The organism is Actinoplanes sp. NPDC026619, assembly GCF_040638295.1.
Taxonomy (GTDB): Bacteria; Actinomycetota; Actinomycetes; order Mycobacteriales; family Micromonosporaceae; genus Actinoplanes.
Map to the genome: position 1 here is coordinate 242,791 of NZ_JBEZYA010000017.1, position 23,157 is coordinate 265,947.

General features: G+C 71.0%; 21 protein-coding genes. 15 read left to right on the forward strand and 6 right to left on the reverse strand.

The window, feature by feature from the left end:
* Positions 1-28: 28 nt before the first annotated feature.
* Positions 29-220: a 50S ribosomal protein L28 gene (rpmB, locus tag AB0E90_RS32780; protein ID WP_026207002.1), complete on the reverse strand. Its 192-nt coding sequence runs from the start codon at positions 218-220 to the stop codon at positions 29-31.
* Positions 221-378: 158 nt separating this feature from the next.
* On the opposite strand from rpmB, the gene AB0E90_RS32785 reads away from it, so the two are divergent.
* The 3 genes from AB0E90_RS32785 to AB0E90_RS32795 are packed head-to-tail and all read left to right on the forward strand — an operon-like array spanning position 379 to position 4,633.
* On the forward strand, positions 379-2,085 hold the full coding sequence (locus AB0E90_RS32785; protein ID WP_360414657.1) for a DAK2 domain-containing protein: 1,707 nt from the start codon (positions 379-381) through the stop codon (positions 2,083-2,085).
* Positions 2,082-4,292: an ATP-dependent DNA helicase RecG gene (gene recG / locus AB0E90_RS32790; protein WP_360414659.1), complete on the forward strand. Its 2,211-nt coding sequence runs from the start codon at positions 2,082-2,084 to the stop codon at positions 4,290-4,292. The genes AB0E90_RS32785 and recG overlap by 4 nt, the downstream gene beginning before the upstream one ends.
* Positions 4,289-4,633 (forward strand): DUF952 domain-containing protein, encoded by a 345-nt coding sequence (locus tag AB0E90_RS32795; protein ID WP_360414661.1) that lies wholly within the window; start codon positions 4,289-4,291, stop codon positions 4,631-4,633. Before recG ends, AB0E90_RS32795 begins: the two co-directional genes overlap by 4 nt.
* Positions 4,634-4,692: 59 nt before the next feature.
* Here the strand turns inward: AB0E90_RS32795 and AB0E90_RS32800 are convergent, their stop codons facing one another.
* Positions 4,693-5,748 carry a DUF3824 domain-containing protein gene (locus AB0E90_RS32800; protein WP_360414663.1) on the reverse strand — a complete coding sequence of 352 codons (1,056 nt, stop codon included), beginning with the start codon at positions 5,746-5,748 and terminating at the stop codon, positions 4,693-4,695.
* Positions 5,749-6,084: 336 nt separating this feature from the next.
* Here AB0E90_RS32800 and rsmD point away from each other — a divergent pair, with 336 nt between their 5' ends.
* The 9 genes from rsmD to mutM all read left to right on the forward strand — a co-directional run bounded on the left by rsmD (position 6,085) and on the right by mutM (position 12,517).
* The gene (gene rsmD / locus AB0E90_RS32805) at positions 6,085-6,648 is read left to right on the forward strand and encodes a 16S rRNA (guanine(966)-N(2))-methyltransferase RsmD (RefSeq protein ID WP_360414665.1); all 564 of its coding nucleotides are present in this window, start codon (positions 6,085-6,087) and stop codon (positions 6,646-6,648) included.
* The gene (gene coaD, locus AB0E90_RS32810) at positions 6,645-7,124 is read left to right on the forward strand and encodes a pantetheine-phosphate adenylyltransferase (RefSeq protein WP_360414667.1); all 480 of its coding nucleotides are present in this window, start codon (positions 6,645-6,647) and stop codon (positions 7,122-7,124) included. The genes rsmD and coaD overlap by 4 nt, the downstream gene beginning before the upstream one ends.
* A 123-nt stretch (positions 7,125-7,247) precedes the next feature.
* Entirely contained in the window at positions 7,248-7,745 is a 498-nt protein-coding gene (locus AB0E90_RS32815; protein ID WP_203800578.1) for a hypothetical protein, read from the forward strand.
* A gap of 115 nt (positions 7,746-7,860) precedes the next feature.
* On the forward strand, positions 7,861-8,424 hold the full coding sequence (locus tag AB0E90_RS32820) for a DUF177 domain-containing protein (protein ID WP_360414717.1): 564 nt from the start codon (positions 7,861-7,863) through the stop codon (positions 8,422-8,424).
* A 5-nt stretch (positions 8,425-8,429) separates the two neighbouring features.
* Complete coding sequence (rpmF, locus tag AB0E90_RS32825; RefSeq protein WP_203724382.1) at positions 8,430-8,603, forward strand: 50S ribosomal protein L32; 174 nt, start codon at positions 8,430-8,432, stop codon at positions 8,601-8,603.
* 100 nt (positions 8,604-8,703) lie between these two features.
* Complete coding sequence (locus AB0E90_RS32830) at positions 8,704-9,642, forward strand: phosphate acyltransferase PlsX (protein WP_360414719.1); 939 nt, start codon at positions 8,704-8,706, stop codon at positions 9,640-9,642.
* Positions 9,632-10,444: a ribonuclease III gene (rnc, locus tag AB0E90_RS32835; RefSeq protein WP_360414670.1), complete on the forward strand. Its 813-nt coding sequence runs from the start codon at positions 9,632-9,634 to the stop codon at positions 10,442-10,444. Before AB0E90_RS32830 ends, rnc begins: the two co-directional genes overlap by 11 nt.
* An 8-nt stretch (positions 10,445-10,452) precedes the next feature.
* Positions 10,453-11,643, forward strand: a complete 1,191-nt coding sequence (locus tag AB0E90_RS32840) for a mannosyltransferase family protein (RefSeq protein WP_360414672.1) — start codon at positions 10,453-10,455, stop codon at positions 11,641-11,643.
* A gap of 25 nt (positions 11,644-11,668) precedes the next feature.
* A complete protein-coding gene (mutM, locus tag AB0E90_RS32845) occupies positions 11,669-12,517 on the forward strand; it encodes a bifunctional DNA-formamidopyrimidine glycosylase/DNA-(apurinic or apyrimidinic site) lyase (RefSeq protein ID WP_360414674.1) in 849 nt (282 codons plus the stop codon).
* On the opposite strand, the gene AB0E90_RS32850 is transcribed toward mutM, so the two are convergent.
* Genes AB0E90_RS32850 through AB0E90_RS32860 form a run of 3 tightly spaced genes read right to left on the reverse strand, consistent with a single transcriptional unit; the run spans position 12,477 to position 15,945 of the window.
* The gene (locus AB0E90_RS32850) at positions 12,477-13,040 is read right to left on the reverse strand and encodes a spherulation-specific family 4 protein (protein WP_360414676.1); all 564 of its coding nucleotides are present in this window, start codon (positions 13,038-13,040) and stop codon (positions 12,477-12,479) included. The two genes, mutM and AB0E90_RS32850, sit on opposite strands and share 41 nt — an antisense overlap.
* Entirely contained in the window at positions 13,037-14,443 is a 1,407-nt protein-coding gene (locus AB0E90_RS32855) for a hypothetical protein (RefSeq protein ID WP_360414678.1), read from the reverse strand. The genes AB0E90_RS32850 and AB0E90_RS32855 overlap by 4 nt, the downstream gene beginning before the upstream one ends.
* Entirely contained in the window at positions 14,440-15,945 is a 1,506-nt protein-coding gene (locus AB0E90_RS32860; RefSeq protein WP_360414680.1) for a DUF3492 domain-containing protein, read from the reverse strand. Before AB0E90_RS32860 ends, AB0E90_RS32855 begins: the two co-directional genes overlap by 4 nt.
* Before the next feature lie 680 nt (positions 15,946-16,625).
* Here AB0E90_RS32860 and AB0E90_RS32865 point away from each other — a divergent pair.
* From AB0E90_RS32865 to AB0E90_RS32875, 3 genes are all read left to right on the forward strand, one after another.
* Entirely contained in the window at positions 16,626-16,820 is a 195-nt protein-coding gene (locus AB0E90_RS32865) for a hypothetical protein (protein WP_020518001.1), read from the forward strand.
* A 352-nt stretch (positions 16,821-17,172) separates the two neighbouring features.
* A complete protein-coding gene (smc, locus tag AB0E90_RS32870) occupies positions 17,173-20,751 on the forward strand; it encodes a chromosome segregation protein SMC (protein WP_360414682.1) in 3,579 nt (1,192 codons plus the stop codon).
* A gap of 5 nt (positions 20,752-20,756) precedes the next feature.
* Entirely contained in the window at positions 20,757-21,374 is a 618-nt protein-coding gene (locus AB0E90_RS32875; protein ID WP_360414684.1) for an HAD-IA family hydrolase, read from the forward strand.
* Here AB0E90_RS32875 and AB0E90_RS32880 read toward each other — a convergent pair.
* The gene (locus AB0E90_RS32880; RefSeq protein ID WP_360414686.1) at positions 21,369-23,042 is read right to left on the reverse strand and encodes a DUF222 domain-containing protein; all 1,674 of its coding nucleotides are present in this window, start codon (positions 23,040-23,042) and stop codon (positions 21,369-21,371) included. The two genes, AB0E90_RS32875 and AB0E90_RS32880, sit on opposite strands and share 6 nt — an antisense overlap.
* Between the last annotated feature and the right edge of the window lie 115 nt (positions 23,043-23,157).

The following is a 23,157-nucleotide window of genomic DNA, read 5'->3' on the forward strand; positions in this document are numbered from 1 at the left end:
GCGGCTGATGTGTCTTTGAGCGCCTAAATCAGGCGCGCACGACCTTGCCGGCCTTGATGCACGAGGTGCAGACCTTGAGCTTCTTGGTCGTGCCGCCACCAGCGGGAGTGCGCACCGACTGGATGTTCGGGTTCCAGCGGCGGTTGGTCCGCCGGTGCGAGTGGGACACGTTGTGGCCGAAGCCCGGCCCCTTGCCACAGACGTCGCAAACGCTAGCCACGGGATACTCCTGGGTTGATACGAGAGACTTGAAGGCACCCAGCGAGACTCGCCCGGGCAACCCGGCAAGGTTACCCGATGGGTCCCCCCTACAGCCAATCGCCCCGGCTCAGGGTGCGGTCTCCCAAGAATGTCAGGGGACGTTAGTACGATTTTCGCGTGCTGGAGACCCTCGACGCCGCCGCGGTCCACCGCTGGTGCGGTGGTGGGCTGGAAGCGCTCCGCGCGCACCAACACGAAATCGACGAGCTGAACGTCTATCCCGTCCCCGACGGAGACACCGGCACCAACCTGGTCCTCACCTTGACGTCGGCCCAGCAGGCGCTTGACGAGGTCCTGACCGGCGAGGTCCTCCAAGCGCGCCCGGCCGACCGCGAGCTGGGCCGGGCACTGCGCCGGATGGCCCGGGGAGCGCTGCTGGGCGCCCGGGGCAACTCCGGCGTGATCGTCTCGCAGATTCTTCGCGGCATGGCCGACAGCATGTCCACCGCGGTGGCCGTGCGCGGCGGCGAGCTGGCCCGGGCGCTGCGCTCGGCCTCCGAGGCGGCCTATGCGGCGGTGGCCCGCCCGGTCGAGGGCACGGTCCTGTCGGTGGTGGCTGCCGCCGCCGAGGGCGCCGGCCGCATCAAGTCCGACGACCTGCTGGCGGTGGCCCGAGCGGCCGCGATGGCCGCCTCCGAGGCCCTGGCCCGCACCCCGCAGCAACTTCCCATCCTCGCCCGAGCGGGCGTGGTCGACGCCGGCGGCCGAGGCCTGTGCCTGCTGCTGGACGCCTTGGTCGAGGCCCTGACCCCGGCCGACGCCGGGGCCGACCCGGTGGGCTTGAGCAGCCCGGCCGTCCTGGTCGCCCCGCCTGCCGACGAGGGAGAGAGCGTGCGCGACCTGACGGCGAAGGCCGACGCGGGCCTCGGTTTCGAGGTGCAATACCTGCTCGACGCGCCGGAGGCGGCGGTCGGGGAGTTGCGCCGGGCGCTCGACCGGCTGGGAGATTCACTCGTCGTGGTCGGGTCGGGCGACGGCACCTGGAACGTGCACGTCCACGTGCCGGCTGAGTCGATCGGCGCGGCCGTCGAGGCCGGTGTGGCAGCGGGGCGGCCGCACCGGATCAGCGTCACACCGCTGACGGCCGGGCTGGTGGAGCCGGGGCCGGCGAAAACGGGGCCGGTGGAGACGGGGGGCACGCACGAGCCCGCCGCCGAGGAGCGGCCGGTGCCCCGGCGGCGCGGCGCGGTCGTGGTCGCGGCGGGCGACGGCCTGACCGCGCTGTTCGAGCACGAGGGCGCCACCGTGGTCGACCGGAACCCGTCGACCCGGGAGATGGTCAAGGCGATCGCGGCGACCCGGGCCGGCTGTGTGGTGCTGCTGCCCAACGACGCCAGCACCCACGCGGTGGCCATCGCCGCCGCCCGGGAGGCGGAGGGCTCGGGGGTGCGGGTGAGCGTGGTGCCGACCCGCTCGCCGGTGCAGGCGCTGGCGGCGCTGGCGGTGCGAGACGCCGGGCGGCCGTTCAGCGACGACGTCATCGCGATGGCCGAGGCGGCCGGCGCCTGCCGCTACGGCGAGGTCTGCACCGCCCAGCGCGATTCGCTCACGGTGGCCGGGCCGTGCCGGGCCGGCGACCTGCTCGGCCTGGTCGACGGCGAGGTACACGTGATCGGCGCCGATCTGGAAGATGTGAGCCGCCGCCTGCTCGACCGGATGCTCGGCGGCGGCGGCGAGCTGACGACCCTGGTGCTCGGCGCCGACGCCCCGCTCGCCCTGGAGGAGACGCTGCGCGGCCACGTCACGCAGACCTGGCCGTTCGTCGAGCTGCAGTGTTATGCCGGCGGCCAGCCCCGCTACCACCTGCTAGTAGGAGTGGAATGAGCGAGCCGACCGAGACAGTCGCACCGACGACGACCACCACGCCGCTGGGCAAGGTGCTCGGCGAGAAGACCGCGAAAGCGCTTGCCGACCACCTCGAGCTGCACACCGCCGGCGACCTGATCTACCACTTCCCGCGCCGCTACGACGAGCGCGGCGAACACACCGACCTGCGCGACCTGCAGATCGGCGAGCAGGTCACGCTGCTGGCCCAGGTGCAGTCGGTGAGCGTGAAACCGATGCGCGCCCGCAAGGGCAACATGCTCGAGATCACCATCGGGGACGGCTCGGGCGCGACGCTGACCTGCACGTTCTTCAACCAGGCGTGGCGTGAGCGCGACCTCAAGCGCGGCCGGTGGGGGCTGTTCGCCGGCAAGGTCACCGATTTCCGGGGCAAGCGGCAGCTCAACGGCCCGGCCTACCAATTGTTGCGGGCCGACGCCACCCAGGACGAGGCGGCCGAGGAGATCGAGGAGTTCGCGGGCGCGCTGATCCCGGTCTATCCGGCCGCCCAGGCCGTGCCGACCTGGGTGATCGCCAAGTGTGTGCGCACGGTCCTCGACACGTTCGAGCCGCCCGCCGACCCACTGCCGGGCGCGGTCCGCGCCAACCGCAACCTGGTCGGCATCGGCATGGCCCTGCACGAGATCCACCGGCCCACCTCGAAAGAGGCGCTGTTCACCGCGAAATACCGGCTGAAGTGGGACGAGGCTTTCGCCGTCCAGCTCACGCTCGCGCAGCGCCGGGCCCGCTCGGCCGGCACGCCGGGCCACGCCCGGCCGCGCGTCGAGGGTGGCATCCTGGCGAAGTTCGACGCCGGCCTGCCCTACGAGTTGACCGAGGGTCAGCGGGAGGTCGGCGAAGAGATCGCGGCCGACCTGGCGAAACCGCACCCGATGCACCGGCTGCTGCAGGGCGAGGTCGGCTCGGGCAAGACGCTGGTCTCGGTGCGCGCGATGCTCCAGGTGGTCGACTCGGGCGGCCAGGCGGCGTTGCTCGCGCCGACCGAGGTGCTCGCCACCCAGCACTTCCGGGGCATCAGCGACCAGTTGGGCGCGCTCGGCCGGGCCGGTGAGATCGACGGCGACCCGAACGGCACCCAGCTCACCCTGGTCACCGGTTCACTCGGCGCGGCGGCCCGGCGGGCGGCGGTGGCCAAGGCGGCGGACGGCACGGCCGGCATCGTGATCGGCACCCATGCGTTGCTTTACGAAGGGGTCGACTTCCACGATCTCGGCCTGGTGGTGGTCGACGAGCAGCACCGGTTCGGCGTGGAGCAGCGGGACGCGCTGCGCGCCAAGGCGTCGGTCCCGCCGCACGTCCTGGTGATGACGGCGACGCCGATCCCGCGCACGGTCGCGATGACGGTCTACGGCGATCTCGAGACGTCCACCCTGTCGCAGCTGCCGCGGGGCCGCTCGCCGATCGCGTCGCACGTGGTGCCGCCGGAGCGGCCGGCCTTCCTCGACCGGGCCTGGCAGCGGCTGCGCGAGGAGGTCAAGGCCGGCCACCAGGCGTACGTCGTCTGCCCGCGCATCGGCGCCGCCGACGGAGCCGAGGAGGAGGAACCGCCGGGCGACAACGAACCGGCCCGGCGCCCGCCGCTGGCGGTGACCGAGGTGGCCCCGCTGCTCGCCGAGGGCCCGCTGCGTGGCCTGCGGATCGGGGTGCTGCACGGCAAGCTGCCGGCCGACGAGAAGGACTCGGTGATGCGCTCCTTCGCGAAGGGCGACCTGGACGTGCTGGTCGCCACCACGGTGATCGAGGTCGGAGTCGATGTGCCCAACTCCACCGTCATGATCATTATGGACGCGGACCGGTTCGGCGTTTCCCAGCTGCACCAGCTGCGGGGGCGGGTCGGCCGGGGTTCGGCGCCGGGCATCTGTCTGCTGGTCACCGAGTCGGTGGAGGGCACGGCCGCCCGCGAGCGGCTGGACGCGGTGGCCTCCACGACGGACGGTTTCCGGCTTTCCGAGATCGACCTGGAGCAGCGCCGGGAGGGCGACGTGCTGGGCGCCTCGCAGTCTGGCCGGCACTCGCACCTGCGCCTGCTGTCGCTGTTGCAGGACAGCAAGCTGATCACCGCGGCGCGGGCCGAGGCCACCGAGCTGATCGGTGACGATCCCGATCTGACGAAATACCCGGCGCTGGCCGCTTCGGTGGCGGCGCTGGTCGACGAGGAACGCGCCGAATATTTGGAGAAGGGTTGATTCTGCACATCTGCCCGCGGGCCGCGTGGGACGAAGCGGTCGCGGCGGGCGTCTACGAAGGCGACACGCTCGCCACCCAAGGCTTCATTCACTGCTCCACGGCCGAACAGGTGCACCTGCCGGCGACGGCGCTCTTCCGCGGCCGCACCGACCTGATCCTGCTGCACATCGACGAGTCCCGCCTGCCGGTCCCGTTGATCTGGGAGGAGGGCGATCCGCCGCACCCCGACGGCAAGCTCTTCCCGCACCTGTACGCCACGCTGCCGCCCGATGCGGTGGTGGCGGTGACCGAGTACCTCCCGAACGCGGACGGCACGTTCAGCCAGCCGCAGGGCCTTTAACGCGCAAACAGAAAGGCGCGCCGACCCCTGCGGGTCGGCGCGCCTCTTCAGTTGGTGCGTCAGGCGGTGAACTTCACCTTGCGGCGACGGGCCATGAAGAACATGCCGGCGCCCAGGGCCAGCAGGACCGCGGCACCGCCGGCGATGCCACCCGCGGCAGCGCCGGTGACGGGCAGGCCGCCACCCCCGCCGTCCGAGTCACAGTCGGCCGGGGTCTCGTACGCGATGGTCGCGGCCTCGTCCTCGTACCCCTTCGGGGTGGCCGTGACCTTGAGGCCCTCGGAGGCCGGGAAATCGACGGTGCCGGTCGCGCCGGGCTTGACCGTGATGGTCTTCGAGTCGCCGGTGGACGGCTTGAAGGTCACGGTGATCGACTCGGGCCAGTCCTTCGGGACCTCGAGGCCGACCGTGAACGTGTCACACGTGGTGTCGTAGACGAACTGAGGCTCGGTCGCCGGCGTCGGGGTGTTGGTGCTGCCCGACGGATGCGGGGTCGGCTCGGACGAATCCGAGGGCCCCGGCGTCGGGAAGGAGCCCGACGGGTTCGGGAACGAGTTGCCCGGGTTGGGGAACGAGTTGCCCGGGTTCGGGAAGGAGTTACCCGGGTTGGGGAACGAGTTGCCGGGGTTCGGGAAGGAGTTGCCCGGGTTCGGGTTGTCCGGCGGCGTGGTCGGCTTGCAGTGGTCCAGGTGCTTCGGCTTGTGGATCTCGCGGCTCTTGCTGGTGCTGACGTAGCCGCCGCCGTTCCACTTCCATTCGCTCTGCACGCTGATCTGGGCCGTGTTCTCGCCGGCGGGCAGCGTCTGGGTGCCCTTCAGCACGCCATCGCGCTCGGCCGGGAGGACCGCGCCGGTGTCGAGGCCGGTGAGCGTCGACTTGGAGATCGTGGGGAGGGCCACGGCCTTGACGACCTTGCCCTCGATCTCCCACTCGCTGTTGGTGACCTTCCACTCGACGACCCACGAGCCGTCGGCGTTGGCGCACTTGCTGATGGGAGTGATCTCGGTTTCGCAGGCCAGAGCGGGGGCGGCGAAGGCCGCGACGCCGGCGAGACCGAGGAACGCGCCGCCGACAACCGTCGCGGAACGCCGAAGCTTGGACTTAAGCAGGTTCACGCCTACTCCTGTGTTGGGAATCAGGGGGCGGCAAGGAAGCGAAGGGCCGACGCCAGGACGGGGGCGAGGCCGCCGACGACGCCTCCCCACGTCGTCGTCGACACGGGGCCGTAACCACGTGCAACGACGCATGACGATATCCACTAAGCCGAAGCTGGGAAATCCCTCAGAGGGCGTTAAGTTTGTTGATGCAGATCCGTGATCTTCCATATACCGACGGGCATATCGCAACTGCTCAGAGTGGTCGTCACATTGGATGTGTTCACTCGGTCATTGCCCTGTGTGAGTGGTGCAGTAGCTTCGAGTGGTGCTACCCAACGACCCCGGTGAGGCCGTATGACCAGGATCATTGCCGGCGCCCACGGCGGCCGCCGGCTGGCCGTTCCGCCCGGTTCCGGCACCCGGCCCACTTCGGATCGTGTTCGGGAAGCGCTCTTCAGCGCCCTCGACTCGATGGTTGACCTGGAGGGGGCGCGTTTCGCGGATCTTTATGCCGGTTCGGGGGCGGCCGGACTCGAGGCTCTGTCCCGGGGAGCTTCCCACGCACTACTGGTCGAATCGGACGCTCGCGCGGCCCGCACGATTCGCGACAACATCGTGGCGTTGCGGGTGGGCCCGGCGGCCCGGCTCGTCACCGGCAAAGTGGCTCAGGTCCTCGCCGGTCCACCGGACGGCGGCCCGTACGACGTGATCTTCGCCGACCCGCCCTATGCCGTGACCGCCGACGAACTCGTCGAGCTGCAGCAGGATCTGGTGGTCAACGAATGGCTCACGAAGGACGCCGTGATCGTCCTCGAGCGGGCGCGACGGGGCGACCCGATCAACTGGGTGGAAGGCGTCACTGCCGACCGCAGCAAACGTTACGGGGACACTACTCTTTGGTACGGTCGCCGATCATGAGACGAGCTGTCTGTCCCGGCTCCTTCGACCCGGTCACCAACGGCCACCTCGACATCGTCGGGCGGGCCAGCCGGTTGTTCGACGAAGTGATCATCGGCGTTCTGATCAACCAGTCGAAGAGCGGCTTGTTCACGATCGAGGAACGTCTCGAGATGCTGCGCGAGGCGACCGAGCAGTACGCCAACGTCCGGGTCGCGTCGTTCCACGGCCTGCTCGTGGACTTCTGCAAGGCGCAGGGCGCAGCCGTGGTGATCAAGGGACTTCGCGCGGTCAGCGACTTCGACTACGAGTTGCAGATGGCGCAGATGAACATCGGGCTGTCCGGCGTGGAGACGCTGTTCATGCCGACGAATCCGCTCTATTCCTTCCTGTCTTCCAGTCTTGTCAAAGACGTGGTCAAGTGGGGAGGCGACGCATCGGCGTACGTTCCGGATTTCGTCGGCGAGCGACTCGTGTCACGCCTCGCCCAGAACTGACTGCGCAGAACTGACTCCCGGCGCGCCGGAATCCGGCGCGGTGGTGACGCAGTAACGTGATCGCACCACGCTGCGTGGATGAGAGATGCCGCGTGGGTGAGAGATGACGGGAGTGAGAGACCGGTGGATCCGCTCGACAGCATCGACGAGATCATCGAACGCGTCCAGGATGCGCGATCCGTCCCGATGTCGCGGACGAACTTCATGTACGACCGGGCCGAGATGATCGACCTTCTCGACGCTCTCCGGTCGGCGCTGCCGTCCGAGATCCGGAAGGCCGCCGCCGTTCTTGACGAGCGCGACCGCATCATCGAGGCCGGCCGTCGCGAGGCCGACCGGATCATCAGCGAGGGTGAAACCGAACACGCCCGGCTGGTCTCGGTCAACGAGATCACGGTGTCCGCCGAGCACGAGGGCGCCCGCATCATCGCCGAGGCACGCGGGGAGGCCCAGCGGCTGCGCGAGGAGGTCGACGACTACGTCGACACCGCCCTGGCCAACTTCGAGCAGTTCCTGACCCGGGCGCTGGCCTCGATCGAGCGCGGCCGCGACAAGATGCACGCGCTGCGCGAGATCGGCACCTTCCAGGGCGAGGACAGCGAACGACCCCTGCCCTTCTGAGCTCTCCCGCCGCGGTGAGCTACCGTTCTGAGCTGTAACCGGCCCCGGATTCGACGCTGGGCCTCCAGCTCAGGTAACCTTTTTCGTCGGCCTCCCTACAGGCTGAGAGTTCATGATGCCCAAGTCACCGAAGAGTCACCTGGATCCCAGGCAGCCACTTGTCGTCGACACGACGAAGCTTCCCCGGCAGCCTGGTGCGACGCGTGCCCTCAAACGGGTGATCCCGGCACCGGCAGACCTCAGCCTGGAGCTGATCAGCGTCCCCGCGGGGTCGGACGTCGAGCTCGATGTCGTGCTCACGTCGGTCTCCGAGGGGGTCTACATCAGCGGCAGTGTCCGTGGCTCGCTCTCCGGCGAGTGCGGCCGCTGCCTCAACGAGATCAGCCAGCCTTTCGACGTCTCGATCGCGGAGCTGTTCGCCTACGCGGACAGCACCACCGAGGAGACGACCGACGAGGACGAGGTGGGCCGGATGCAGGGCGACCTGATCGACCTGGAACCGGCGGTCCGGGACGCGGTGGTGCTCGCACTGCCGACCAACCCGCTCTGCCGGGCGGACTGCCCAGGCTTGTGCCCCGAGTGCGGGGTGCATTTCGACGACCTTCCGGCCGATCACAGCCATGCGGACGTCGACCCCCGCTGGGCCGCTTTGCACAACCTGACAAGAACTGAGGAGTAGGAACCGTGGCCGTCCCGAAGCGCAAGATGTCGCGCAGCAACACCCGGTCCCGCCGGGCGAACTGGAAGGCGACCGCGGTTGCGACCGTGGCCTGCCCCCAGTGCAAGTCGCCGAAGCTGCCGCACACCGCTTGCTCGGTCTGCGGCACCTACAACGGCCGCCAGGTCCTCGAGGTTTGAGCCTCGAGGAGTGACGCGCCCCATCATCGGGCGGGTCGCACCTGGGCCACGGCGAACCACCGGTACGCCGGCTCCCGATCCGGAGCCGGCGACCGCGCGGATCGCCGTCGACCTCCTCGGCGGGGACCACGCTCCCGCCGTCGTGGTTGACGGCGCTCTGCACGCCTTCCAGGACGATCCGTCCCTTCACCTGTTGCTGGTCGGCCCGCACGATGCAGCCGACGCGATGGTTGCTGCCATCGACCCGGCACAGCGCGGCCGAGTGACCCACGGGGCCGCAATCACCCAAGATCAACCCGACGATGGTGTACGCGCTGCCGTCCGTGCCGTGGCACACGGCGAGGCCGACGCCGTCGTCTCGGCCGGTAACACCGCCGCGATCGTGGTCTCGGCCGCTCGCGCGCTCGGCCGCTGGCCCGGCGTGCGCCGCCCGCCACTGGCCGCCGTGCTGCCCACCGTCGCCGGCCGTCTCGTGCTCCTCGACGTCGGTTCCGCCGTCGATCCGGACGAGCACTTCCTTCTCATGCACGCCCGCCTGGGCGCCGCCTACGCGGCCGTGGTTCACGAGGTCGCCCGTCCCCGGGTCGGCCTGCTCACCATCGGCATCGAGCGGGGCAAGGGCGACCGCCTGCGCCGCGCCGCGCCGCCGCTGTTCGAGGCCGCCGACCTGCCGGCCGGCGCCCGCTACGTGGGCCTGGTCGAGGGCAACGACGTCGTGACCGGCGCGGCCGCCGATGTCGTGGTGACCGACGGCTTCACCGGAAACATCCTGCTCAAAGGCCTGGAGACGGCGTACGCCCAACTCGGCCCACCGGGCGCCCCACTCAACGATGGCCCAGCCGGCGTGCCCCGCGCCGCCCTGCTCCTCGGCGTCGGCGGCACCGTCGTCGTCTGTCACGGTGCCGCGTCCAGCTCCGATCTGGCCGCCGGCATCGCGCTCGCCGCTAACCTGCACCGTCGTGCCGCGATGGTGGCGATGGTCGATCACGTCGTCAATGAAGAGCACAGCCCGCACAACGAGGTGTCCCATGATGGATAAGCGCCGCCGGCCGTCCACCCTGCCGCTCGAGGAGGCGTTCGGCGTGCCGATCGAGCCCGGCTTGCTGGAACGTGCCCTGACCCACCGTTCATACGCCTACGAGAACGGGGGCCTGCCGACCAACGAGCGGCTCGAGTTCCTCGGTGACTCGGTGCTCGGCGTGGTGATCACGTCGGCGCTCTACCACAACCACCCGGACCTGCCCGAGGGCCAGTTGGCCAAGCTGCGGGCCAGCGTGGTCAACATGCACGCGCTCGCCGACGTGGCCCGCACCCTGGGCCCGGCGGGTCTCGGCCCGCACCTGCTGCTCGGCAAGGGCGAGGAGACCACCGGCGGCCGGGACAAGGCGAGCATCCTCGCCGACACCCTGGAAGCGCTGCTCGGCGCGATCTACCTGGAACACGGGCTGGACGTGGCGGGCGAGGTGATCCACCGGCTGTTCGACCCGCTGATGGCCGAGTCGGCCGGCCGCGGCGCGGCCCTGGACTGGAAGACCAGCCTGCAGGAGCTGACCGCCGCGCTCGGCCTGGGCGTGCCGGACTACGTGATCGAGGACTCCGGCCCCGACCACGCCAAGACCTTCACCGCCTGGGTGGTGGTGGCCGGCGAGCGCTACGGCGGTTCCGAGGGCCGGAGCAAGAAGCAGGCCGAGCAGCGCGCGGCCGCGGCCGCCTGGCGAACACTGAACGACCGCGGCAACGAGGCCCCGGAAGAGGCCGCGGACGAGGCCGAGAAGCTGGTCGACGAGAAGCTGGTCGACGAGAAGCTGCCCGACGAGAAGCTGGGCGACGACGAGAAGTGAGCGTCGCGGTGACGGAGCAACCGGGAGGCGGGCAACCGGGCGCCGAACAGGCGGAGGAGCGCCCGCCCCGCCTGTGGGAGGCGGCCGGCGCCTGGCGTGGCGTGCTCACCGCCGTCGGGATCTTCGCGCTGACCAGGGTCGCCCAACTGCTGATCCTGGCCTGGCTGGGCGGCGCGACGCACGACGACAACACGCTGCGCGGGCGACTGCTGGTCTGGGACGCGGGCTGGTTTCTCCGGGTCGCGGTGGACGGCTATCCACACGCGTACACCTATGACACGAACCATGTGTTGCAGGGCAATGAGCTGGCCTTCTTCCCGCTGTACCCGATGCTCATCCGCGGCTTCGACGCGGTCGGCTTCAGCGCGCAGACCGCTGCCCTGGTGGTCAGCTGGACCGCGTCGATCGCCGCGGCGGTGGCGTTGCATCTGCTCGGCACCACGCTGTACGGCAAACGGACCGGGTGGACACTGGTCGCGATCTGCTGCAGCGCGCCGGTCTCGGTGGTGCTGTCCATGGCGTACTCCGAAGCGCTTTTCCTGGCTTTGGTGGCCGGCATGTTCGTCGCCGCGCACCGGCAGGTCTGGTGGGCGGCCGGCCTGCTCGGGCTCGGCGCCGCGCTGACCAGGCCGACCGGTGCCGCGGCCGCGCTCGCCCTCGCCGTGGCCGCGATCATGGCGGCCCGCCGGAACCGGAAGACGGCCTGGCAGCCGCTGCTGGCCGCCGCGGTGGCACTGGCCGGCGTGCCGCTGTTCCTGGCCTGGGTGGGTCTGCGGGTCGGCGACTGGAGCGCCTGGTTCCGCATCCAGACCGCCGGCTGGGGCACGTCCTTCGACTACGGGGCGAGCACCTTCTCGTTCCTGAACGAAACGCTGCGCACCGGCGACGGCTGGATCCCGATGAGCGTGGCGCTGATCCTGCTGGTCGCGCTGGCCGCGGCCGGGGTGGCGCTGGCCGGACGACCGTGGCCGCCGCTGGCCGTCTACGGGGTGGTGGCCATGGTGCTGGTGTACGGGCAGGCCGGTTTCTACCACTCGAAGCCGCGACTGCTGCTGCCCGTACTGTTGACGCTGCTGCCGGCGGCCGTCGCGGCCGCCCGCGCCCGCCCCCGGGTGGCGGTGCTGTCGATCGTGGCGTGGGCAGCGTTCGGACTCTGGTACGGCGCCTACCTGATCACGGTCTGGCCGTACACGTTGTAGCCGTAAACGTTGTAGAGGGGGCGTTGTGCCTGAGCTGCCCGAGGTCGAGACCGTCCGGCAGGGCCTGGCGAAGTGGGTGGCCGGCCGGACGATCGCTACCGTCGAGGTGCACCACCCGCGCGCGATCCGGCGCCACCTGCCCGGCGACGCGCACTTCATCGCGATGCTGACCGGCCGCACCGTCATCGACGTGTCCCGGCGCGGCAAGTACCTGTGGCTTCCGCTCGACTCCGGTGACGCGATCGTCGGCCACCTCGGGATGAGCGGCCAGTTGCTGATGCAGCCGGCCGACGCCGAGGACGAGAAGCACCTGCGGATCCGGTTCACGTTCACCGACGGCGGGCCACAGCTGCGCTTCGTCGACCAGCGCACGTTCGGCGGTCTCGCGGTGAGTGAGAGCGGCGCGGAACTGCCCGACGAGATCGCGCACATCGCCCGCGACCCGATGGACCCGCTCTTCGACGACGAGGCGTTCGTGACCCGGCTGCGCGGCAAGCACACCGAGGTGAAGCGGGCCCTGCTCGACCAGACGTTGATCAGTGGGGTCGGCAACATCTATGCCGACGAAGCGCTGTGGCGGGCGCGGCTGCACGGCGCCCGACCGACCGACGCGCTGTCCCGGCCGGCCGCGCGCCGGCTGCTCGCCCACGTTCGGGACGTACTGGGCGAAGCCATCGTGGCCGGCGGGACCAGCTTCGACGAGCTCTATGTGAACGTGAACGGGGAGAGCGGCTACTTCGACCGGTCGCTCAACGCGTACGGCCGGGAGGGCGAGCCGTGCCATCGGTGCGGCACCCTGATGCGCCGGGAGCAGTTCATGAACCGCTCGTCGTTCAGTTGTCCGCGCTGCCAGCCCCGCCCACGTATGCGCTGACACAGGGACTGGCATCGGTCGCCAGGCCGAACCCGGCGCCGCGCCGCCCCATCAGCCGCCGGGCCGCGGTGAGCAGCGCCGGCGGGACCCCGTGCACGATGTGCCCGTCACCCGGCCGAACCCCGTCCCCGTCCCAGCTCTGGTAGGCCGTCCACGGACCCTCGAACGTGCAGATCCGCACGCCCAGGTCCCGGTAGAGCGGATTGGTCGGCACCCCCGGATTGAGCACGACCCGGTGCAGCCCACGTCGCGCTGCCAGCCGGATGGTCAGCGCCACCGGCCCGACCCCGCCCGACCCGGCCGGCGCCCGGTCGAGGAACAGCCCCTCGACGCCGTCCGCACGCCAGGCGTCCACATCGGCCAGCACGTCGGCGAGCGACCGGCTGCCCCAGTCCAGGTCGATCCGGCCCAGCGACTGATGAAGACTGCGTCGTTCGCCGGGAAGTTCCCGGATGATCCAGGTCTCGGCGTCCAGGGCGAGCTCGGGCGACGGGTGGGCGTACGGCGGGAAAAGGGTCTTCATGATGCTCTCCGGTGGTCGGCAGCGGTCAGGGCGACGACGAGCAGGCCGGCCGCATGGGTCACGGCGAGCGCGCCGACGGCGTTCGGCAGGGGGCCGGCGGCCGGTATGGGCAGAAGCTTCAGAACGAGCACGGCAAGCGGGGGAGCAGCCGCCATGGTGGCGGCGATACCGGTGCGACCGCGGGCGGCGAGCAGGAACGTGATGGCGAAGACGCCGCCGAGCAGGGTGCCGCCGGCCAGCGCCTGCACACCGGACTGGGCATGGATACCGGCTATGACGGCCGGGCCGGCGTCGAAGCCGATCACCGCCAGCCAGCAGCCGAGTGCCAGCGGCGGCACCAGACCGGCCACCGTGACCAGCGTGACCTTCCGCGGCGAGGCGTCGCTCTGGCCGATGTTCCAGGCGATCAGCGCCTCGAGGATCGGCACCGCCACCAGCAGCGGCAGCCAGAACGGCACGGTCGAGCCGGACGGCCCGCCCCGCCACAGCACGACCACGCAGATCGCCTGGGACGCGCCGATCACCAGGTAGCCGGCCGAGCGGCGCAGCTCGGACCGGGTCAGCGCGAACCTGCGGCGCGGCGCACCGGGCAGCATCGCCGGCCGGAACGCCCGAACCAGCGGCAGCACGATCGCCGCCGGCAGCAGCGTGTCCACCGCCAGCCACGGGACCGGGCTGCCGATCAGGGCGGCGAGCGTCGCGCCGGCAAGAACCCAGCACGGCAGGCTCCACCGCACCACGTCCGCCTCGGACCTGGTGACCAGCGCCGCGGTCACCGTCGCCATGGTGGCCAGCCCGCCCAGCCCGACCACCAGGGCCAGCCCGCGTTCAGGTCCGACCAGCGAGTCCGGCGCGATCCAGACCAGCGCGCACCACAGCCCGGTCACGACCCCGAACCCGGCACCCACCAGGCGACAGGCGGCGGTCGGTCCGGCCCGGCGGGCCACCGCCACACCGGCGCAGGTCAGAGCCTGCGCGGCGGTCCAGCCGAGCAGCAAGGTGACCAGCGGGATCGGCCAGGCGACGTGTCGCAGCGCCGCGCTTCCGGCCACCCCGACGCTGATCGGCGCGAGGTAGAGGGCGCAGCGCAGCAGGGTGGCGCCGAGATAGGCGCGACGTTCGCCAGGCCGCCGATGGGTCCGGGGAATCGCCGGCAGGGTGGATACCCGCGGCGGCGAAGCGAGGTCCGGCCCGGCGGCATGCCTCGGCCGTACGGCGGTGCCGTGACCGCTCAGCGTGGTCGACCCGACCCGACTCTCAACAGCCCGGTTGTCGGCAGCCCGGTTGTCGGCAGCCCGGTTCTCGACGGCACGGTTCTCGACGGCACGGTTCTCCGGGCGGCGGCGGGTGCGGCCCTTCGGCGTACGCGTCGGGGTCGTCCCTCGCCTGGGCGTGATCGTCATCGGTCCTCCCGGATCAGCCAGCGCAGCGTCGCGGGCGGCGAGGTCCGCGGTGCGGGAATGGTCAGCGCCAACTCGAAGGCCGGCGCGGGTGACGGCGGCGGCCCGGTCAGGTCGGCGTAGAGCGCGCCGTAGACCCGGACCACCCGGTCGTTGGTGAAGTGGGTGAGCGCCCGCCGCCGGGCCGCGTCGCCGAGCTGCCGCCGGCGGGTCGTCGCGCGCAGCAGGTTCACGATCGCGATGGCCAACTCGGCCGGGTCGTCCGGCTGGACCAGCACACCGGCGTCGCCCAGCGTCTCGGCGGCCGGCCCGACGTCGACCCCGACCACCGCCCGGCCGGACATCATCGCCTCGATCAGCCGGTACGGCGGGTCGGCCGGCCCGGGCACATGCGCGACGACGTGCCCGGCGGTGTACCGGTCGCGCGGGTCGGCCGGGAGCGGATGCAGCCGTACGGCCCGGCCCAGCCCGGTGCGCTCGATCTGCTCGGCGCAGTGATCCTCGTGCACCGCGGTGACCCCGACCAGGTGCAGCACCGTCCCCGGGACGGCCGCCGCCACCTGCTCGAACGCGGCCAGCAGCGGCGCGAGCCCGCTGTCCGGCCCACCACTGCCGGCCCACACCACGGCCGGCTGTTCGGTGGCCGGTTCCGCGATGATCGGGTATTCCGACGGGTCCACCCCGGCAGGCACCTGGACCAGCCGGGCCGCCTCGGCGCCGTGCCGCAGCGCCCAGCCGTGGTGGTAAGCGCTCAACGGGGCGATCAGGCCGGCCTCGGCGTACCCGGTACGGGCCACCGCGGCCCGGAACCGGCGCAGCACCGCGCGCACCGCCGGGGCCAGCCGCTCCTCGGCCGGCCGGTACCGGGCGACCGGCGCCCGCGCCTCGGTGAGCAGCAGCGGGATGCCGGCCCGCCACCGTCCGGCCAGCGCGGTGAGCAGCGGCGTGGTTCCGCCGACGCAGTGCACCAGGTCGGTCCTCGGCAGCGGCACCGCCAGCGCGCCGAGGGCATGCTTGAGGAGCGTGGCCGCGGTCCGGGCGTCGCGCGTGGTGAGCCGGGGCAGCGGCGTCTCGTCGCCCGCCGCGGGTGCGCCGCGCCAGGCGTCCATCAGCAGGTCGGCGAGGGGAACGTTGGTCAGCGGGTCGGGCCGTTCCGCGGCCAGCTCGGCGAGCCCGCGCAGCCCGCCGGCAAACCGGCTCTCCTCCACCAGCCCTCGGCAGAGCAGGTGGGCGGCGCCACGGCCGGTCTCGTTGTTGTCGCCGCGCCGCCGTTCCCGGCCGAGGTTCCGACCGATCTGGACGGCCTCGGCGGAGCGGACGTTGAGGGGCAGCGGGTACGCCGGGACGGACGGCGGTTCGCGGTCCGTGACGGTCAGCAGATCGAAACGGAATCGGCGCAGGCCCTCCACGAGGGTGCGGCACCAACCGCTCAGCGCGTCCCGCCGGAACGGGTACCCGCCGCCGGTAAGCAGGCACACGCGCTCGGGCGACGGGGTCGATTTCACGAAGGAGGCAACGACACAACCCAGAAAAGTTACGAGATCCTGTCGGGTAGGCGACAAAATTACGCGACTTTTATCCGATTTGCCGCCCGACTTGTCCGAAATGTCAGGATATTGAGGTCAACTTCGGGGTATGCGAGTGGTGGCGTTTGGCGCCGGGTGCCCCGCCACCGGCACCCGGCGTCCTCGACTCGCCCCGACAGTCGCCGGCGCTTGATCGCCGTACGGAAGAACCGTTTTATCGCCGTACATACGACGGCATTGCGGTCGCCGCCGACCGTAAGCAGTGGAAGAAGTCGTGGGCAAACCGGCAAAGGAAAACATAAGCCCTGGTAAAGAACTCCAGGGTGGCATGATTCACTAGTCTCGAGGGCCGGTCCGCGGTCGCACCGCTTGACGGAGCGTGGGTATCGGCGGACTATGGAGGTGTCGCCAGTCGCGCCCACTCATGCCCGGTTTCACCTCAGGCATGGGACATCTGCACCTAAGACATTCGTGGGTGCACGACTCTGCGCTCACGCGTGCCCGTGTGTGCAGACGCCGTGCGTGCAGATAGCCGTGCTCGCTGATAACTGTGGCGCAAGTTGGGCGCGCGCTGCAAGCGCATAGTTCAAAACACGCAGTCCAAAACGCTGCGCGTCGTTCAAACACCAAGAAGAAGCAATGCTTCTCAAGGAGTCACCATGGCGAAGGCCCTGTTCGGCCACGTAGGTGCGGCGCCCGATCGGCGCCTGCTCGACGAGGTCACCCGACTGCGTTCCAGGGTGCAGGCTCTGGAGTTCGAGGTCACCCGCCTCCGGGCGGAGAATGATCGTCTCGCGGCTGCTGCCGCGGAGGCAGACGACATCCTGCGGCTCACCGAGCCGGCGCTGACCTGAGTTCCACCCGCCGCCTCGGTGCGGCGGTCGATCCCCCCAGCACCAGGACGTTCTGCACCTAGCGGTGCGGCACCAGGACGTACAGCACAGCTCCAAAGACGAAACGGCACACAGCGCGCCTCCACCCAGTGGCGGCGCGCATCTTTTTGTCCGAGCTTTAGTGGCCGGGCTCAGGTGGCCCAGACTTCCGGCTTTTCAGGCAGCTCAGACTTCCGGGCCTATTTGTCCGATTTTCCGGGATCGGTGGCCGCCGTGCGCGGCGTGCCGGGCCGCCGGACCCCGGTGCGGGTAGCCTGCTTGCCAGCAATTCCCCCTGCTTGCCAGCAATTTCGTCGCCGACCCTCGGAGATCCGTGCACCTCAAGAGCCTGACGGTCAAGGGCTTCAAGTCCTTCGCCTCCGCTACGACGCTGCGCCTCGAGCCGGGCATCACCTGTGTGGTGGGCCCGAACGGCTCCGGCAAGTCCAACGTCGTCGACGCCATCGCCTGGGTGCTCGGCGAGCAGGGCGCCAAGGCACTGCGCGGCGGCAAGATGGAAGACGTCATCTTCGCCGGCACCTCCGGCCGCGCGCCGCTCGGCCGGGCCGAGGTGACGCTCACGATCGACAACAACGACGGTGCTCTGCCGATCGAGTACACCGAGGTCTCGATCACCCGCCGCATGTTCCGCGACGGCGCCAGCGAGTACGAGATCAACGGCAACGCGTGCCGGCTGCTCGACATCCAGGAACTGCTGAGCGACTCCGGCATCGGCAGGGAGATGCACATCATCGTCGGCCAGGGCCGGCTCGACGCGATGCTGCACGCCAAACCCGAGGACCGCCGCTCCTTCATCGAGGAGGCCGCCGGCGTACTCAAGCATCGCAAGCGCAAGGAAAAGGCGATCCGCAAGCTCGACGCGATGCAGGTCAACCTCAATCGCTTGACCGACCTCACCGCCGAGCTCCGCCGCCAGCTCAAGCCGCTCGGCAAGCAGGCCGAGGTGGCCCGCCGCGCCGCCGGCATCCAGGCCGACCTGCGCGATGCCCGGCTCCGGCTGCTCGCCGACGACCTGCACACGCTGCGCACCACTCTGGACAAGGAGATCGCCGACGAGTCGGCGATGCGCGACCGCCGGCACGAGGTCGAGGCGGAGAACCGCGAGATCCAGCGGATGCTCGCCGACCTCGAGCACGCGCACGCCGAAGACGCTCCGCTGCTGCAGGCCGCCCAGGACACCTGGTACAAGCTGGCCGCGCTGCAGGAGCGGTTCCGCTCGATGGAGCAGCTCGCCAACGAACGGCTGCGCCACCTGGCCGCGACCCCTGACGAGGAACGGCCCGGTCGCGACCCCGACCAGTTGGTCGCCGAGGCCGAGCGGGTGCGCGAGCAGGAAGAGGAACTCCGCGAGGCGCTCACCGACGACCAGATGCGGCTGGCCGAGGCGGTCGAGCGCCGACAGGACCTGGAACGGCAACTGGCCGCGGCTGAGGGCGCGCTGCGCAACGCGGCCAAGGCGATCGCCGACCGCCGCGAGGGCCTGGCCAAGCTGACCGGCAACGTCAACGCCGCCCGCGCACGTACCGGGAGCGCGGCCGAGGAGATCGAGCGGCTTGCCGCCGCGCACACCGACGCCCTCACCCGCGCCGAGGCCGCACAGGGCGAGGTGGACGCGGTTGCCGCCGAATCCACCGAGGCCGACCGGGACAACGTCGAACTGGACGAGCGGCACGCCGAGGCGCAGGCCGCCCACGACCGGGCCGCGGCCGTGGTGCGGGAGCTGTCCGACGCCGAGCGCGCGGCCGAGAAGGACGCGGCCAGCTGGAAGGCACGCGAGGAAGCCCTCGCCCTCGGCCTGCAGCGCAAGGACGGGGCCGGCGCCCTGCTGGCCAAGCGGGACCAGGTACCCGGCCTGCTCGGCAGTCTCGCCTCGATGCTCACCGTTCGCGCCGGCTACGAGGCGGCGATCGCTGCCTCGCTGGGCTCGCTCGCGGACTCGGTCGCCCTCTCCGGTGTGGACGAGGCGATCGAGGCGATGCGTACGCTCAAGATCGCCGATGCCGGGCGGGCCGCGCTCGTCGTCGCCTCGTCGGCGGCGCCCGGCATGCGCGGCTCCCTGGAGTCGCTTCGCCCGACCATTCCCGAGGGCACCGTCTGGGCGCCCGAAGTCGTCGACTGCCCCGAGCAGATCCGGCCCGCCGTCAACCGTGCCCTGCGCGACGTCGTCCTCGTGGCCGACCTCGGCACGGCCGCCGAGGTTGTGGCGAGCAACGCCGAACTGCGTGCGGTCACCCCCGACGGTGACGTGCTCGGCACGTTCGCCGCGGCCGGCGGCTCCGGCAAGGCCACCAGCTACATCGAGGTGCAGGCCGCGGTCGACGAGGCCAAGGCCAAGCGCTCCGCGTCCGAGGAGGCGATCGGCGAGCTCAAGGGTCAGCTGGTCGACGCCCGTGCCGAAGTCGCGGAGCGCAAGGAGGCGGTCAACGTGGCCGCCGCCGCCAAGCGCGCGGCCGAGGGCGAACGCAACGCTGCCGCCCGCCGTCTCGCCGAGCTGGGCGCAGCCGCCCGGTCGGCCAAGGCCGAGAGTGAGCGCCTCGGCGCGGCCCGGCAGAAGGCCGAGGCGGCGCGCGAGAGCGACCTGATGCGCCTGGCCGAGCTGGAGGAACGACTCGACCTGGCCGAGTCCACCCCGATCGACGAGGAACCGTCCACCGAGGAACGCGACACGCTCGCCGCCCTGGTGCCGCAGGCCCGGCAGAACGAGATGGAAGTACGTCTCGCGGTGCGTACCGCCGAGGAGCGGGTCTCCTCCATCGCCGGCCGAGCCGACTCCCTGATGCGCCAGGCCAACGCGGAGCGGCAGGCCCGTGAGCGGGCTGCGGCCCGCCGGGCCGCCCGGGCCCGCGGCGCCGAAATCGCCAAGGCGGTCGCGCTCGGCGCGGCCACCGCCCTGGCCCGGGTCGGGCTGTCGCTGAGCGCGGCGGTCGAGGCGCGCGACGCGCTCGCGCAGGCCCGCACCGCACGCGAGGCCGAGCTGCAGGAGGTCCGCGCCAGCGCCAAGCGTCTGGTCGCCGAGCTGGAGCGGCTCACCAGCGAGGTGCACCGCGACGAGATGGCCCGCGCCGAGCAGCGACTGCGCATCGAGCAGCTCGAGGCCAAGGCAGCCGAGGACTTCTCGCTCGACGTGGACACGCTGATCACCGAGTACGGCCCGGAGCAGTTGGTGCCGCCGAGCGCGGCCGAGACGGCCCAGGCCGAGAAGGACAGCAAGCCGGTGCCGGAGCCAGCGCCGTTCCACCGGCCGACTCAGGAGAAGCGGGCCAATAAGGCGGAGCGTGACCTGCAGCTGCTCGGCAAGGTCAACCCGCTGGCGCTGGAGGAGTTCGCGGCGCTCGAGGAGAGGTTCAAGTTCCTCTCCGACCAGCTGGAAGACCTCAAGGCCACCCGCAAGGACCTCCTCACCGTGGTCAAGGACGTCGACGAGCGCATCCTCGAGGTGTTCACGTCGGCGTTCGAGGACACCGCGCGCGAGTTCCAGATCGTCTTCCAGGTGCTGTTCCCGGGCGGCGAGGGCCGGCTCGTGCTCACCGACCCGGAGGACATGCTGGCCACCGGCGTCGAGGTGGAGGCCCGTCCGCCCGGCAAGAAGATCAAGCGACTGTCGCTGCTCTCCGGTGGCGAGCGTTCGCTCACCGCGGTGGCGATGCTGTGCGCGATCTTCCGAGCCCGCCCTTCGCCCTTCTACATCATGGACGAGGTCGAGGCCGCCCTCGACGACGTCAACCTCGGCCGGCTGATTACTCTCTTCGAGCAGTTGCGGGAGAAGAGCCAGCTGCTGATCATCACGCACCAGAAGCGCACCATGGAGGTCGCCGACGCCCTGTACGGCGTCACCATGCGCGCCGGTGTGACCCAGGTGATCAGTCAGCGACTCAAGAAGGAAGAGGAATAGCCAGCATGTCGCCGCGCGAGCGCGCCCAGGCCCTGCTCATCGACCTGGACGGCGTTTTGCGCCGCTGGGATCCGGCCCCGATGATCGCCGTCGAGGTCGACTACGGCCTCAAACCGGCCGCCCTGCTCGAGACATCGATGTCGTGGGACATCTACCGTCCCGCGGTGGCCGGTGAGATCACCGACGCGGATTGGATGCGCCTGGTCGCCGAGCGCTTGCCGATCGAGCCCGATCGCGCGGCAGCCGCGGTGGCGCAGTGGCAGTCCTACCGTGGCGAGCCCGACCCGGACGCGCTGGCCTTCGTCCGCGAGGTGCGGGCCGGCGGGCGCAAGGTCGGCCTGGCGACGAACGCCACCGACCGGCTGCGCCCCGACCTGGACGCGCTCGGCTTGGCCGACGAGGTCGACCTGGTGATCAGCTCGTGGGAGCAGAAGCTGCACAAGCCGGCCCGTGAGTTCTTCCATCGGGCCTGCGAGCTGATCGGCCACCAGCCGAAGCATGTGCTCTTCGTCGACGACGACGACCGCGCGGTGCTTGGCGCCCGTGCTGCCGGCCTGCCCGCCTACCGATGGACCGGCCCGGAACACGTCGCCTACCTACGCAAGGCCCTCGACCTGTCATAGCCGCAGGTGGTAGGCGTTCCGGCGGGGTCGGCGTTGTGGATCGATGGTTGCCGGTGGGAGGAATTCGGGGCGGCCGTCGGGACTGATGCGAACCTGCCAGCCGGTCTGGTGGATGACGCGGTGGTGATGCCGGCAGAGCAGGCACGCATTCGTGAGTGCGGTCGGTCCACCGTCAGCCCAGGGGATGACGTGGTGGCCCTCTGACCAGTTGGGTGGTCGGTCACAACCGGGAAAGCTGCATCCGCGGTCGCGGAGGATCAGCGCGCGCCGGATCGGACCGGAGATCAACCGCCGGGCGCGCCCGACATCGAGGACCTGCCCGGCGGTGCCGAGGACGGCCGGAATGATCCGAGCGTCGCAGGCCAGCACGCGCGCCTCGGCGGGGCTGATCAGGGCGCCGTTGTCCAGCACGCCATGGCTGCTGTCGCGTTGCACCACGCCGCCGGAACCGGCGGCGCCGTCCACCGGCGCCGGCCGCACAGGGCTCGCCACCGCACTGACGGGCGTGACACTGGCAGGCGTCGCACCCGCAGGCGTCGCACCCGCAGGCGTCGCACCCGCAGGCGTCGCACCCGCAGGCGTTGTGCCGCCAGATGCCATGCTGGCGGATATCGCGCTGGCAGCTGTCGTGTCGGTGGGTATCGAGTCGTCGGACGCAGCGATGGCAGCCTTGGCGCCGCCGGGCGAGACATTCGGCGGCCCGGTCGGGCTCTTGCCGCGGCGACGATGGCCGTCCGTCCGTTGGCTGGTCGGTGCACTGTGGCCGGCGGGCCGGTGACCGTTTCGCGGAGTGCAGGTGGGCGATGGATCACCGGTTTGAAGCGCCGTACCGGGAACGGTTTGCAGGGTGGCGATCGGGATCGTGACGACCACCTGGGCCGCGTCGCCGCCCGTGGTCGGCAGGCCGCCGTCACGCAGGACGCGGGCGCACACCTCGACGAGGGCGTCCGCTCGCCGCTGCGTCGGGGTCCGAGCCAGATCGGTGTCGCCGGCGGTGGCGTGGTCGGGGCGGCACAGCGGGGCCAGCGCCGCGCTGACCGTGGCCGCGGCGGCACGCTCGAGCCAGCCGGACAGGCGCACGCGGCCGTCGCCGAACGGGCTCAACGTGAACCCGCGGCTGTGACGCGCGCGTTCCTCCTGGCGTCGCAGCACGGCCTCGTCGTATCGGTCACCTGCCTCCGGGTCGACATGCGCGAGGATCCGCGTGCCGAGCTGGGAGAGCGTCATCGGATCGAACTGCGACGCGTAGGCGATCAATGACTTCTCGGCCTTCGCGAGGGTCTCGATTCCCGCTTCCTCGGGCAGGTCGGCGATTGCGGTGCCGATCGCGCGCGCCTGCTCGGTCGAGACGGCCCCGGCGGAGACCGCGGCGTCGAGCGCCGGTGAGGCGTCGAGCAGCTCACCGAGCCGCACCAGCCGCTGCGCATCGGCCGGACTCGCGTGCAGCCGCTGCCGGAGCCAGACCACCGTGCTCGACGCGGCCTCGGCTGCCGGGAGACCGCGGACCTCGGCCTGCCGGACGAGGCGCGCGGCGACCGCGGTCAGCTGTTGCACACCGGTCCACGCCTCTTCCAAAGAGGCAAGCAGGTCCGCGTCAGGTAAAGCCCACACGGCCGCGCCAGCGCACTCGGCGAGTGCGGCGCGGGTCCGGGTCAGTTCCTCCAACACCCCCACAGATTAGAACACCCGTGCCATTTAGCGGGTTGGTGTGGGTAGCTCTAACGGGTTGATGGCGCACAAAAAGGGCGGCACGCAAGGGGTCGGTGCTCGTTCGACGGTTGCT